At 67.2% G+C, this 13,871-nt stretch carries 11 protein-coding genes and 4 tRNA genes; 10 read left to right on the plus strand and 5 right to left on the minus strand.

Annotated elements, in window-relative coordinates; translation table 11 throughout:
• Nucleotides 1-21 precede the first annotated feature (21 nt).
• Both ASF30_RS08165 and ASF30_RS08170 read right to left on the minus strand, forming a co-directional pair.
• Entirely contained in the window at nt 22-459 is a 438-nt protein-coding gene (locus ASF30_RS08165; protein ID WP_055904377.1) for a SufE family protein, read from the minus strand.
• A gap of 39 nt (nt 460-498) precedes the next feature.
• Complete coding sequence (locus ASF30_RS08170; protein WP_055904381.1) at nt 499-1,404, minus strand: sulfurtransferase; 906 nt, start codon at nt 1,402-1,404, stop codon at nt 499-501.
• Between the two features lie 142 nt (nt 1,405-1,546).
• Between ASF30_RS08170 and zapE the strand changes: the two genes are divergently transcribed.
• Together zapE and ASF30_RS08180 are read left to right on the plus strand one after the other, a co-directional pair.
• Nucleotides 1,547-2,590 carry a cell division protein ZapE gene (gene zapE, locus ASF30_RS08175; protein ID WP_055904384.1) on the plus strand — a complete coding sequence of 348 codons (1,044 nt, stop codon included), beginning with the start codon at nt 1,547-1,549 and terminating at the stop codon, nt 2,588-2,590.
• Between the two features lie 216 nt (nt 2,591-2,806).
• Nucleotides 2,807-4,066 (plus strand): ammonium transporter, encoded by a 1,260-nt coding sequence (locus ASF30_RS08180; RefSeq protein WP_055904387.1) that lies wholly within the window; start codon nt 2,807-2,809, stop codon nt 4,064-4,066.
• A gap of 100 nt (nt 4,067-4,166) precedes the next feature.
• On the opposite strand, the gene ASF30_RS08185 is transcribed toward ASF30_RS08180, so the two are convergent.
• Entirely contained in the window at nt 4,167-4,898 is a 732-nt protein-coding gene (locus ASF30_RS08185) for a phosphatase PAP2 family protein (protein ID WP_055904390.1), read from the minus strand.
• A 42-nt stretch (nt 4,899-4,940) separates the two neighbouring features.
• Here ASF30_RS08185 and ASF30_RS08190 point away from each other — a divergent pair, with 42 nt between their 5' ends.
• Nucleotides 4,941-5,753 (plus strand): DUF1206 domain-containing protein, encoded by an 813-nt coding sequence (locus ASF30_RS08190; protein WP_235480302.1) that lies wholly within the window; start codon nt 4,941-4,943, stop codon nt 5,751-5,753.
• 46 nt (nt 5,754-5,799) lie between these two features.
• On the opposite strand, the gene ASF30_RS08195 is transcribed toward ASF30_RS08190, so the two are convergent.
• Together ASF30_RS08195 and ASF30_RS08200 are read right to left on the minus strand one after the other, a co-directional pair.
• Nucleotides 5,800-6,543, minus strand: coding sequence for a phosphatase PAP2 family protein (locus ASF30_RS08195; RefSeq protein ID WP_055904396.1), 744 nt, complete (start codon nt 6,541-6,543; stop codon nt 5,800-5,802).
• Nucleotides 6,544-6,667: 124 nt separating this feature from the next.
• Nucleotides 6,668-6,740 (minus strand) — tRNA-Val (locus ASF30_RS08200).
• Between the two features lie 215 nt (nt 6,741-6,955).
• Between ASF30_RS08200 and ASF30_RS08205 the strand changes: the two genes are divergently transcribed.
• The 7 genes from ASF30_RS08205 to ASF30_RS08235 all read left to right on the plus strand — a co-directional run bounded on the left by ASF30_RS08205 (nt 6,956) and on the right by ASF30_RS08235 (nt 13,852).
• A tRNA-Gly gene (locus tag ASF30_RS08205) sits at nt 6,956-7,027 on the plus strand.
• Nucleotides 7,028-7,078: 51 nt separating this feature from the next.
• Nucleotides 7,079-7,152, plus strand: a tRNA-Cys gene (locus tag ASF30_RS08210).
• A gap of 25 nt (nt 7,153-7,177) precedes the next feature.
• A tRNA-Val gene (locus ASF30_RS08215) sits at nt 7,178-7,249 on the plus strand.
• A 228-nt stretch (nt 7,250-7,477) separates the two neighbouring features.
• The gene (locus ASF30_RS08220; RefSeq protein WP_055904400.1) at nt 7,478-8,005 is read left to right on the plus strand and encodes a DUF1269 domain-containing protein; all 528 of its coding nucleotides are present in this window, start codon (nt 7,478-7,480) and stop codon (nt 8,003-8,005) included.
• 221 nt (nt 8,006-8,226) lie between these two features.
• A complete protein-coding gene (locus ASF30_RS08225; protein WP_055904403.1) occupies nt 8,227-11,157 on the plus strand; it encodes an alpha-mannosidase in 2,931 nt (976 codons plus the stop codon).
• Nucleotides 11,154-12,512: an MFS transporter gene (locus ASF30_RS08230; protein WP_055904406.1), complete on the plus strand. Its 1,359-nt coding sequence runs from the start codon at nt 11,154-11,156 to the stop codon at nt 12,510-12,512. Before ASF30_RS08225 ends, ASF30_RS08230 begins: the two co-directional genes overlap by 4 nt.
• Before the next feature lie 164 nt (nt 12,513-12,676).
• Nucleotides 12,677-13,852, plus strand: a complete 1,176-nt coding sequence (locus tag ASF30_RS08235) for an Ig-like domain-containing protein (RefSeq protein ID WP_162240733.1) — start codon at nt 12,677-12,679, stop codon at nt 13,850-13,852.
• Nucleotides 13,853-13,871: the final 19 nt, after the last annotated feature.

Below are 13,871 nucleotides of genomic sequence, written 5' to 3' on the forward strand. Positions count from 1 at the left end.
CGGCGACGGGATCGGCGGCGGCTATGCGGCGATGCGCTCGCGCAGCTGGCGCTTCGCGCGACCGAGGAGCGCCGTCATGCCCCGGATGCGCAGAGGCGAGACCGCCTCGGTGAGTCCGATGGTCAGGGGGAAGTCGTCGGGAACGGCGAGCACCTGATCGACGGTCAGCGAATCGAGGCCCTGGGCGAGGATCGAAGCGAAGCCGCGGGTGGTCGGAGCCTCACGCGGCGCCGTCGCGTAGAGGTGCACGAGGCCGTCCTCGACCTCGACGAAGATGAACACCGGGGACTGGCATTCCTCGACCCGTTCGAACAGGTCGGGGTGGTCCTGGTAGCGCTCGGGCAGATCCGGCAGCTCGTTCGAGAACTCCAGCAGCATCTGCAGGCGGTCAGGCACCTGCAGGGCCAGGAAGTCATCGCGGATCTCGGCGAGCTGGTCGGGAAGGGGAGTCGACGTCACTCCTTCATCCTCCCACTTCCCGACCAGTGCATCCGCCGATCAGGAGCGAGCGGCCGGAGCCTCGCCGGGCTCGCTGCCCTTCACGATCGGTACGCGCACGGCGGACCCCCACTCCGTCCAGGAGCCGTCGTAGTTGCGCACGTTCTCCAGGCCGAGCAGGTGGGTCAGCACGAACCAGGTGTGGCTCGAGCGCTCACCGATGCGGCAGTAGGCGATGACCTCGTCATCGGCCTTCAGCCCCGCCTCGCCGAAGTAGATGTCGTCGAGCTCGGCGCGGGTCTTGAAGGTCGCATCCGGCGCGGCCGCCCTCGCCCACGGCACAGACGCGGCCGAGGGGATGTGGCCGGCCCGGAGAGCGCCCTCCTCTGGGTAGGCAGGGGCCGTGGTGCGCTCTCCGCTGTACTCCTCCGGGGAGCGCACGTCGATGAGCGGGTTGCCGAAGTGGGCGAGCACGTCCTCCTTGAAGGCGCGGATGGTCGCATCGTCGCGGGAGACCGCGGGGTACTCGACTGCCGCCGGTGTCGCGGCATCCGTCGTCGTCTCCCGCCCCTCCGCGATCCAGAGGTCGCGGCCGCCGTCGAGCAGGCGCACGTCCTCGTGGCCGAACAGGGTGAAGACCCAGAGGGCGTACGCGGCCCACCAGTTGTTCTTGTCGCCGTAGATCACGACAGTCGTGTCGCGAGCGATGCCCTTGGACCCGAGCAGGGCGGCGAAGCGCTCGCCGTCGATGTAGTCGCGAGTGACGTCGTCGTTGAGGTCGGTGTGCCAGTCGATCTTCACGGCGCCGGGGATGTGGCCGGTCTCGTAGAGGAGGACGTCCTCGTCGGACTCGACGACGACCAGGCCGGGCTTCCCGAGGTTCTCGGCGAGCCAGGCGGTCGAGACGAGGCGCTCGGGGTGGGCGTAGGCGCTGAACTTCGGCGATGCGTCGATGTCGACTGTCATGGGGAATCCTCCTGGGTGGGCCTGGTCGGGCGGGGGTGAAGGCGAGCGGATTAGGCTGGTGGTCTGTCCGGCTTCCAACCTATTCGGTGGTGAAGTCGCCTGCAGCCCGTCGCGCAACGAACAGAAACGAAACCTCGATCGCATGTCACCGGCTCGACCCGCCATCCGCCTGACCGACCGTTCCCCGAGCATCACCGGCGCCGAGATCGCCGCCGAGCTCGTGCCTCCGCCCCAGTTCGAGCACGCCTCGTTCGAGTCGTACCGGCCCGACCCGAACTACCCGTCCCAGCTCGAGGCAGTCGACGCACTGCACGAGTTCGCCGGTGTGTGGCGGGCTCAACGCCCCGGCGGATTCTTCTCGCGCAACCGCAAGCCGAAGGCGGCGCTGCCCGGCATCTACCTCGACGGCGGCTTCGGCGTCGGCAAGACCCACCTGCTGGCCGCGCTCTGGCACCAGGCGCCCGGACGCAAGTACTTCGGCACCTTCATCGAGTACACCGCTCTCGTCGGTGCACTCGGCTACGCGCCGACGGTCAAGCTGCTCACGGGTACGCAGCTCATCTGCATCGACGAGTTCGAGCTCGACGATCCAGGAGACACCATGCTCATGACCCGCCTGCTGGGTGAGCTCATGGCGACGGGCACCCAGGTCGCCGCCACCTCGAACACGCCGCCGAACGCCCTCGGCGAAGGCCGATTCGCCGCCTCCGACTTCCTCCGCGAGATCCAGGCGCTCTCGGCGCAGTTCCGCACCATCCGCATCGACGGCCTCGACTACCGTCGCCGCGATGTCGAGGGATCCGCCGTGAGCGTCGACGACGCCGCCCTCGATCGGATGGTCGCCGGCATGGGGGAGAAGGGCGAGCGGGTCTCACACGATTCGTTCGATGAGCTGATGACGCACCTCGCGACGGTGCATCCGTCGAAGTACGTGAAGGTCATCGACTCCCTCGACGTGATCGCCCTGAGCGGTGTCCACGAACTCCACGATCAGACCGATGCCCTGCGCCTCGTGGCCTTCATCGACCGCGTCTACGACGCCGAGATCCCGATCATCGCCAGCGGCTTCCCGCTCAGCGAGGTCTTCGACGAGACCATGCTCGCCGGTGGCTATCGCAAGAAGTACCTGCGCGCGACATCCCGCCTCATCGCCCTCACGACGGGCGAACTCCCGCCCCACGACTGAGGTCGATCGCGCCCTCCCAGCGGAGTGTCAGCATCCGTCATGAAATTCGGGGTTGCACGAAACACGATGTTTACGAACGGGCAGTTCACGTAACAGTCCCGAAACAACCGAATCTCCCCGCCGAAACGTGCCACGTCAAAACTGACGTCTACACACCGTGGAGCCGCGGGCGGTTGCCCGGTGTCCAGAGCACTGACCTCAAGGGAGACCATTCGTATGTTGTTGACTGCAGCAGCCGACTACGACGCGGCCACGGGCGTTAACTCGCTGTGGCTTCTCGTCGCAGCGGCACTCGTTCTTCTCATGACGCCCGGCGTCGCATTCTTCTACGGCGGGATGGTGAAAGCCAAGAGCGTCATCTCGATGATGATGATGAGCTTCGGCGCCATGGCCCTGGTCGGTGTGCTCTGGGTGCTCTACGGCTACGGACTCGCGTTCGGCACGCCGCTCATCCCCGGAATCGTCGGCAACCCCTTCGACGGTTCGATCGGACTCGCCAGCCTCCTCGGCATCGGCGATGGCGGCGCGATGGACCCCGACCTGCCCGGCCTGGCATTCGCCGGCTTCCAGGCCACCTTCGCCATCATCACCGTCGCCCTGATCTCGGGTGCGATCGCAGACCGCGCGAAGTTCGGCGCCTGGATCGTCTTCGCGGCCGTCTGGGTCACGCTGGTCTACTTCCCCGTCGCCTTCATGGTCTTCAACCTCGCTGAGGGCTGGGCTCCGGTCTGGGGCGTCAACGACTTCGCCGGTGGCACCGCGGTGCACATCAACGCCGGTGCTGCAGCGCTCGCCCTGGCACTCGTGCTCGGAAAGCGCGTCGGATTCCAGAAGGGCATCCAGAAGCCGCACAACGTTCCGCTGACGCTGCTCGGTGCCGCGCTCCTCTGGTTCGGCTGGTTCGGCTTCAACGCCGGTTCCGAGGCTGCTGTCGACGGCGTCGCCGCCATCGCCTGGATCAACACCCTGGCTGCTCCCGCCGCTGCGATCCTCGGCTGGCTCATCGTCGAGAAGATCAAGGATGGCAAGCCCACGGCCATCGGTGCAGCTTCGGGCGCCGTCGCCGGTCTCGTCGCGATCACCCCGGCCTGTAACATCCTGACGCCGGCCTGGGCCATCGTGCTCGGCATCCTCGCCGGTGGCGTCTGCGCATTGGCGATCGACCTCAAGTTCAAGCTCGGGTTCGACGACTCTCTCGACGTCGTGGGCATCCACCTCGTCGGCGGCATCATCGGCACGCTCTACATCGGCATCTTCGGCGCCGGCATCGGCCTCATCGACACCGGCTCGTTCGAGCAGCTGTGGAAGCAGTTCGCTGCTGCGGCCGTCGTGCTGGTCTACTCCTTCGTCATGGCCTTCGCCATCGGTTGGATCATCCAGAAGACCATGGGCTTCCGGATCACCAACGAGGACGAGGTCGCCGGAGTCGACACCATCGTTCACGGCGAAGAGGGCTACGCGCTCGAGACCGTGTAACACGGGTCACCGCCACGGAACCTGGCGGTGCGGGGCGGTGGGAGAGATCCCACCGCCCCTTTCCATGTTCGTCCCGTGCCTGCTCGGGCGCACCGACGAATCACACGGTCGAGGTTCCGGAGTCTCCGCCGCCCGACCTCGGGATCGCGACCCAGATCGGCGGATGCGGAAGCCGCCGCTCCCGGTATAGCCGGAACGCGAAGGGCGCCCACACCATGACGGCGACCCCGAAGCCGACGAGCATCCCGCCGATGGTGTCGGAGATCCAGTGCGCGCCGAGATACGTGCGACTGAGCATCATCAGGACCGTGTAGACGGAACCGGCCGCCCAGACCCACGTGCGCGCGAAGATGATGCCGAGCGTCGTCGCGATGAGCGCGGCGTTGGCGCTGTGACCGGACGGGAACGAGCCGAAGTCCGGAGTCACCAGGATGTCGGTGGGTCGCGGCCGGCCGACGACGTTCTTGATGACGACCACGACGGTGACACTCGCCACCGCGGCGCAGACGTAGTACAGCGCAGCCCATGGACGCCGCCACAGCAGCAGGCCCGCGATGATCACCGCCGGGACCACGACGAGCGAGCCCGTACCACCGCCGATCCAGTTGAAGGCGAGCGCGGGAACAGTCCAGACCGGAGCCCGCGCCTCGACCAGCTCGCCCATCCACTCGACCTCGAACCCGAACGGCTTGTTGGCTTCCCTGTAGACGATGACGGCGGCGAGCAGCACGACGAGAAGGAGCGCGCACGCGGCGGACACGACCCACCACAGGCGCGCTATGCGTACAGGGGACGGGGCGTCCCCATAGTCCACTCCCGTGCCGTCTGTCATCCCCCGATCGTAGAGTTCACGCCCGCCACTATGCTGAGCGCGATGAGCACAACACCCAAGCGAGCGGCGCGAACCGCCAAGGACAGCACAGTGATGCACGTGCTCGCTCGTGCAGGATTCGCAGCGAGCGGGGTCATCCACATCCTCATCGGGTTCATCGCCATCGCCGTGGCGACGGGTGCGGGAGGTGGCCGGGAGGCCGATCAATCGGGCGCGCTCGAGCAGCTGGGGAATGCGCCGGGCGGCCTCTTCCTCCTGTGGGCGGTCGCTGTCGGCCTCGCCGCGCTCGGCATCTGGCTCGTCCTCGACGCCTTCCTCGAGCGGTCGTTCGAGAGCACGGGCAAACGCGCGGCGCATATCGTGCAGAACCTGGCCAAGGGCATCGCCTACCTCGCGCTGGCCTTCACGGCGACAGTCTTCGCGATCGGTGGTTCGACGAGTTCGGCGGAGTCCACCAGTCAGCTCGGGGCGAATCTGATGTCGAGCCCGGTCGGGGTGATCGTCGTCGTGCTGATCGGGCTGGTGCTGCTCGGCGTGGGCGGATACCTGGTGTACAAGGGCGCATCCCGCGGCTTCGAGCGCGACATCACGGTGCCGTCGGATCCTGCCGGGCACGCTGTCCGCATCCTCGGCGTCGTCGGCTACGTCGCCCGCGGGGTGGCGCTCGGAGCGGTGGGAGTGCTGTTCCTGGTCGCGGCCGCCACGCATGATCCCGACAAGGCGACGGGACTCGACGGGGCGCTGAAGGCGTTCGTCGGACTGCCGTTCGGGGTGGCTGTGCTCATCGTCATCGGCGTGGGCTGGATCGCCTACGGCATCTACGCCTTCTTCCGGGCGCGGTTCGCGCGACTCTGAGTCCACCGCATCCGTCTGTCGGCCCGTCTGTCGGTGACAGGAGGGCTCAGGCTCCGGGCGGCTCCACCCGCACGGTCCGCCAGGTGTCGGTCGCGATCACAGCACCGAGCACGACGAACGAGAGCGAGAGCGAGGCGAGCACGTCGGTCGGCCAGTGGTACCCCAGGTACACGCGGCACGATCCTGCGGCCAGTACGAAGACGACGACGACGACGAGAGCCACGACTGCCGAGATCGGGGAGCGGCGGCGGGAGAACACCAGGTACGTCGTGATGAGCAGGAAGTCCGTCGCTCCCATGACGTGACCGGACGGGAACGATGGCGTGTGGTCGATCTCGAGGAGCATCGAGCTGATCGGGGGCCGATCGCGGTCGATGACCGGTGCGAGGATCTGCACGATCGCCACGCCGAGGATCATCCCGCCGGCGAGAAGGAGCGGGCGCCAGGCGTGCTTGGCCGCGAAGCCCCACCAGACAGTCGTCACGAGCACGATGACGGGCATCGCGATGGGTCCGAACACCGTCGCGACGACAGCCATGACCACGGTCAATGCGGGGGAGCGCAATCCCTCCAGCCAGGCTTGGACGGGTTCGTCGATGGCCGACAACCCATCGCTCTCGCTCACCGAGTCGAGGATGACGAGGAACGCAACCAGCCCGACCGCGGCGAGCGCGGCGGCCACGATGTAGAGGTTGCGCCTCGCGGGCGCCGGCACAGTTCGCACCTCGACGATGAACTTCTCGTGGAAGCGACGCAATGCCCCGGGCTCGTCCGTCTCGGTCTTGGTCACCGACAGCCTCCATCTCCGGCGCCGCGTGGCGCCCTCTCACCGTAGTGCGATCCGGCTCGGCGACGGATGCGGCCGCAGGCGGGTTAAAGACGAAACCCCCCGGCAAGCCGAGGGTGAACTGCAGTGGGCGATACCGGACTCGAACCGATGACCTCTTCCGTGTGAAGGAAGCGCGCTACCAACTGCGCCAATCGCCCATCGCGACGTGGTCTCCCGTGCCGCGGATACCGATACTAGCCGACGGACGGGGGCCGACGCACATCGACGCACGCGGGGCGATCGCGTGCAGCATCCGTTGAAGGGATTCTCAGCTTGGACACGCCCGGAGCCTGCTCGTTTTGTATGCGGCGACGGTTTCGGTTATTGTCGTTCTTGTTGCAGAAATGCAGCGCGAGGTTGCGAGAGCAGCTTTGCGGATGTGGCGCAGTGGTAGCGCATCACCTTGCCAAGGTGAGGGTCGCGAGTTCGAATCTCGTCATCCGCTCGAAAAGGATCGGGCGAAAACCCGGTTCATTTTCATGGAGTGAACCCGCACGGTGGATTGGCCGAGAGGCGAGGCAGCGGCCTGCAAAGCCGTATACACGGGTTCGAATCCCGTATCCACCTCCAAGTTGAGATCGCAGATCCCAGCCTTGGGCGATTGGCGCAGCGGTAGCGCGCTTCCCTGACACGGAAGAGGTCACTGGTTCGATCCCAGTATCGCCCACACACAGAAAGCCCTCGGTTCGCCGGGGGCTTTTCGCATCCCATCGGACTTGTTTTCGCATCCCATCGGACTTGTTTTCGCATCCCATCGGCCTGTCGGAGTCGAATCACGCGATGTGGGTGATGCCCGAGTCTCCCCGTCGTCGCAGACTCGTGGCGAGCGTCGCGCCAGCGGCGGATCATCGATGGCTGTCCGCCGTTGGGCGGGCTGGATGACGGGAGGGCCGTGATGGCCGATCAGACCTACGTCGCGATAGCGGCGCAGTACGCGAGTGAAGACGAGGCCGTGGCCGATTTCGATCGGATCCAGGCGCACTTCAAGGACACCGACAAGAAGGAGTCGTTCGACGCCGCAGTGGTGCAGCGCGGACTGGACGGCAAGCTCACGATCCCGAAGCGCGGCGACAGTGCCAAGCACCACGGCACGCGCAAGGGCCTGGGCATCGGACTCGCCAGCGGCCTGGTCGTCGCTCTCTTCCCCGCGGTCGCGGTCGGCGGAGCACTGCTGGTCGCGGGAGGCAGCGGAGCCGGCATCGGAGCCATCGCCAGCCACTTCGCCAAGAAGACCCCGTCGAAGGACCTCGAGGCGATCAGCGAGACACTGGATGCCGGAAGCGCCGGAGTCGTCATCGTCGTCGACCCGGCGGACAGCGACGAGGTCGAGAAGCTGCTGGAGCACGCGACGAGGGTGACCAAGAAGGACCTCGACGTCGATGACAAGCAGCTCGACGAGGACCTCGAAGGCCTGTACGAGTAGACGCACCGACATTGGTGACTGAGACCCCCGGCGTGCCGGGGGTCTCCGTGCGTCACGGTGGATTCGGCCGATCCACGACCCACCCCGAGCGGGGGCGAGTCGTGCTGCATCCGCCGTCGGCACGCTGACATAGACTGACGTCCGCGAGCCGCCAGCTCGATCCATCCCCGCACCGAGGCGGTGGAGGCTGAGGCGCTCGGCTTCAGGCTTGGAGGGCACGGATGGCGGGCTTCGCGTCGTGGCTGTTCGGGCTTCCCGCGCAACAACCGGCCGAGTACCGGCGGCTCATGCGCATCCGTCGTCGGGTCTACACGCCGATCGCGAAACTGAAGGCCGAGATCGTGCGCTCGGCCGAGCCGATTCCGTTCGAGGAACTCGACCGCTCGGCGTTCACGCCGTTGCGACCGGGCACCCACTGGGGCAAGGTGTTCGACTGCGCCTGGCTTCGGATCACCGGCGAGGTGCCCCACGGTGCCGAGAACGCTGTCGTTCTCCTGGGCATCCGCGGCGAGGGGCTCATCCACTCCGCCGATGGCGAGCTGCTCGACTCCGTGAGCACGGTGTTCCAGCAGGGCGACCTGCCGCAGAGCGGCGGGCAGTACCGCCCCGTGCGCAACGTCGACCTCGGCTCCGGCAGCATCGAGCTGTACGCGGACGTGACCTACAACGGTTGGATCCTGTACGAGGTCGGCCGAGCGGTCTACCACGGCGCGCAGCTGGCGACTCGCGACGACGAGGCCTACGACCTCTACTACGACTACCTCACGCTCCTGGTCCTCGCCGGGGCCACCGAGGACGCCGCGCTCGAGGCGGAACTGCGCCGAGCCCTCCGGGACGCCTACGCCTGTTTCGAGGACGACGACCTGGCCGGGGCGCGAGATCTCCTCGCCGCACAGCTGAGCAAGCCGTCGACGAGCGATTTCGTCTACAGCGCTGTCGGTCACGGACACCTCGACATGGCCTGGCTCTGGCCGCTGCGCGAGACCAGGCGCAAGTCGGCCCGCACCTACGTGCGCGCGCTGAACACGATCGACCGGCGCGACGACTACATCTACGGCACCAGCCAGCCGCAGCAGATGGCGTGGATGAAGGAACGGCATCCGGCACTCTTCGAACGGATGCGGCAGGCCGTCGCCTCGGGACGCATGGAGCTGCAGGGCTCGTTCTGGGTGGAGCCCGACACGAACCTGCCGTCGGGGGAGTCGCTGGTGCGCCAGGCGACCGTCGGACGGCGTTTCCTCCAGGAGGAGTTCGGGCTCAGCGACGAGCAGTTGCGACTGTGCTGGCTGCCTGACACGTTCGGCTACAACGGGAACCTGCCGCAGATCCTCCGCGGGGCCGGCATGGACTGGTTCCAGACCATCAAGCTGGCCTGGAACAAGGTCAACGACTTCCCGCACCGCACCTTCCACTGGGAGGGCATCGACGGCTCCAGCGTGCTGGTGCACATGCCGCCGGAGGGCGACTACAACAGCCGCGGAGCCGCCGACAACCTGCTCACCGGCCTGGCGAAGTACCCCGAGCGTGCGCTGAACACCGCGCTGCTCGTCTACGGCTCAGGCGATGGCGGCGGCGGACCGAACGAGATCCATCACGAGGTGACCCGCCGCGAGCAGAGCCTGCGCGGGCTTCCGCAGGTGGAGTACTCCTCGGCCGGCGACTTCTTCCGTGCGCTGGAGCAGCGTGACATCGCCCACACCCATGTCGGTGAGCTCTACCTCGAAACACATCAGGGCACGTACACGACGCAGGCCCAGATCAAGCGGCACAACCGCATCGTGGAGCGAAAGCTGCACGAGGTGGAGGCGTTGGCAGTGCTCGCCGGCGACGACAGCCGGCCCGTGCTCGAGCAGCACTGGCGCGAGGTGCTGCTCAACCAGTTCCACGACATCATCCCCGGCTCGTCCATCGAACGCGTGAACCGCGAGGCCATCGCCACCTACGAGCGCATCGAGCGCGAGCTCGACTCCTACGCCGATGACCTCATCGCTCGGCTTCCGAGCGATGCCGGAACAGCCACAGCACTGAATCTCACGAGCCATCCGCGTGACGAACACATCAAGGTCGCCGGCGCCTGGCACCGCGCGGTGGTGCCGCCCTATGCCACCGCGGCACTCGAGCCGGACGGACGGTTCCCCGAGCTGGCCTTCACCGCCGACACCCTGAGCAACGGCATCCTGACCCTTCGATTCGACGACACCGGAACCATCGTGTCGTGTCTCGACGGCAGCGGAGCCGAGCATGCCGGCGATGGCCTCAACAGGCTGGTGGTGCACAAGGACCCGTACGTCTGGCCGTTCAACGCCTGGGACATCAACGCCGACTACGTGAAGAAGGCTCCGCGCGTGCTGACCGTGACGAGGGTCGAGAGCTTCGTCGACGGCGCCACGGTGGTGCGGCGCCAGCTCTACCGGGGCGGTTCCGTGACGGTCGAACAACGGGTCGTGCTCGAGGCCGGCAGCGACGTCGTGCGGTTCGAGACCGTCGTCGACTGGCAGGAGAAGCACCGGATGCTGCGAGCCGAGTTCCGTCCCGACCACTACGGTGACGCAGTCAGGTGCGAGATCCAGTTCGGTCACATCGAGCGCGTGACCACCGAGCGCGACTCGGTGGAGAAGGCCCAGTTCGAGGTCTGCGCGCACAAGTGGATCGCGACGGAGGACGCGACAGGCGGCTTCGCCCTGCTGAACGACAGCAAGTACGGGCACCGTGCCAAGAACGGCCTGCTGAGCATCAACCTGCTGCGGTCGCCGACCTTCCCGGACAAGACCGCCGACCGTGGCAGGCACCGCTTCACCTACGCGTTCTGCCCGTTCGACACCGGCGATCTCGCCAAGGTCGTGCGCGAGGGCTACAAGCTCAACAACCCGCTGCGAATCACGGATGGCGTGCACCTCGACAGCCTGGCGACAGTCGCCGACGGCGGAGTCGTGCTCGAGACCGTGAAGCGGGCGGAGCAGGGCGACGGGGTCGTCCTGCGGCTCTACGAGAGCCTCGGACGAGCCACTACAACGGCCGTGCGAGTGAGTCTGCCGTACGGCGCCGCGCACGAGACCGACCTGCTCGAGCGCCCGCTGTCGACCGCCGACCTCGAGAGGCTCGAGTTCCGCCCGTTCGAGATCAAGACGATCCTTCTGGAGACAGCCGAATGACCGTGACAGCCGACCAGAGCGTCACCACGCCCGCGATCCCGCTGCGGACGCAGAGCCTCGCCGTGGTCACGGCAGGCTTCGGGCAGAACATCGTGCTCACCACGGTGTCGACGTTCATCCTCGTCTACCTGCTGCAGTACGCCGGCATCAGCACGGGCGGGCTCGCCGTGGTCACGATCATCATCACGGTGTCGAAGATCGTCGACGCGATCCTCGACCCCGTGATGGGCAGCATCATCGACATGACGCGCACCCGGTGGGGCAAGCTGCGGCCGTACATCCTGTTCTCCGCCGCCCCGGTGGCGCTGCTGTCCGGGCTGCTGTTCACCATCCCCGACGTCTCCGAGCCGCTCAAGCTCGTCTACTTCGGTGTCTGCTACATGCTGTGGAGCCTCGCGTACACGGTCTGCGACGTGCCGTTCTGGGGGCTCATCGGCTCGGCGTTCACCGACCCTGCGGCCCGCACACGCGTGATCGGGCTGGTGCGGGCATTCGGCGCCATCGCCCTCGGACTGGCGACGCTCGGGATGCCGTGGCTGGCACGGTTGTTGAGCTTCGGTCCCGAGACCACGAGCGCGGGCTGGTCGCTCGCCGTCTTCATCACCTCGGTCATCGGCATGGGCGTGTTCCTGCTCGCGTTCTTCTTCACCAGGGAACGGCAGACGGCGGCGGCATCCACCGGCCTCACCATGCGGCAGCTCCTGTCGACACTGGTGCGGAACACGCCGCTGCTCATGGTGCTGCTGGGGTCGGTGCTCGGATTCGGCCGCTTCATCGTGCAGGCGGGCGGGGCCGTGTTCGTCGTGATCGCCTACGGAGACGAGGGCACGTTCACCCTCGTCGGGGCCGCGATCATCCTGGGCATGGTGATCTCCTCGTTCACGACTCCGCTGCTGCTCCGCCGCATCTCCGCCCGGGCTCTCATCATCGGAAGCACCCTCGTCGCAGCCGCGCTCTACCTCGGCATGTTCGTCGTCGGATACGCCGACCTGGTCGCCATCCTCGTCTTCATCTTCCTCACCGGACTGACCCTCGGGATCTTCCTCGTCACGCAGGCGACGATGATCGCCGACTCAGTCGACGACGCCGAGCGTCGCCTCGGGGTGCGCAACGACGGCATCTCCTTCGCCGGTCTCACCTTCGCCTCGAAGATCATGAACGCCCTCGCCGTCCTCGTCTTCGGCGTGTTCGTGGTGATGGCCGGATACGAGGCCGGCGTCACCGTGACGCCCGCCATGCAGAGCACGGTCTTCGCGGCCATCACGCTGGTTCCGGCCGCGAGCTGTCTCGTCTCCGTGGTTCCGTTCCTGTTCTACAGGGTGGGTGCGCCCGCGGTGTCCGTCAGCCCCGAGTGATCGGCTGACCCCCGCTGGCGGATGCCCGCAGTGTTGTCGGGGCGTTTCCGATGCGTGAACATCACGGGGACCACCTCTCCCTGCCCTTGTCGCACGCTGCCGAGCGGCGCATACTGGCGGACGAATCGATCGATCCGAGCTGGATCCACGCTGTGGGGGACTCCATGAAGTCAGGTTCACGTCTGGTCGCGGTGGGCATCGCGGCAGTCACCATTCTCTCGGCCTCGTTCCTCGCGGCCTCACCGGCGCAAGCCGCCCCGCCGACAGTTCCGGCGCTGGAGCTTCCGGCCGGCATCAGCGGCGACTACAGCTACTTCCTCGAGTACGGTGCGGTGAGCCCGGCCTCGCGACAGATTCCGATCGGACCCGCGACCACCGCGCTCCAGATATATCCCCCCTTCTATCCGCAGTACGAACTGGACTGCTCACTCGAGGACGCGGGAGGCGCCGTGGTCGCCGAGCGCTACTGGGATGAGGACGAGGTCCGCCAGCCCGCTCCATTCGTCTTCGTCGTTCCTGCCGGCGCGATCACCGTGCCCGGCGGTCCGTACACGGTGGACTGCATGAGCCGGTCCGAGAGCACTGCCCGGGCGGCGTGGACCATGACCGTGGATGCCGCCGCCCCGGCGAGCGTCGTGCTGAATCACGCGCCGGAGAAGGAGACCCGGGAGACTCAATACGACCCCCTCAACGGCGGTTCGCTCGCGTGGGAGACACCGGTCAGCCTCGGCGAGCGGTTGCGACTCCGGGGTGAGGTCGGCATCTGGTTCCCCGCCGGTTCCACCTACACGCTCACCACGGCGATCTCGGTGCTGGACGACGAGACCGGCGGTGGGACTGCGGCTGGGCCTGCTGCGGATGTCTCCGCCACGGCTGCAGGTGATGTGCTCGGCCTGACGCTTCCGGCGAGCATTCCGGCCGAGCCCGGCGGGGCGATCGGTGTTTCCGCGATAGCGACGTCCACAGTGCCGGGCACGTCGACGACGCCTGAGCAGGTGCTGGAGCGCCGGTGGTACTCGCGGTTGCTCGTCGTCGAGAAGGCAGCGACGCAGACCTCGCTCCGACTCGACCGCACCGTGGCGCTCTCGGGCCGGACGACGGTGCGCGCGCACGTCGCGGTGACGGCTCCGGCAGGGGAGCCCGTCGCCGGAACAGTGACGGTGTTCGTCGACGGCAAGGCGAGCGGGCAGGCGGCGGTGAGCGGATCGGGGACGGTCGCGTCAGTGGTGAGGCTTCCCCGCCTGAAGCGCGGGGTGCATTCAGTGGTCGCCGTCTTCGGAAGCACGGACACCCTCCTCGGCTCCACGAGCGCCAGCAAGTCGGTGCGCATCCTGCTCTGATGCGACCGGGGTCGCGAGC

It is taken from the genome of Leifsonia sp. Leaf264, assembly GCF_001422325.1.
GTDB lineage: Bacteria > Actinomycetota > Actinomycetes > Actinomycetales > Microbacteriaceae > Orlajensenia.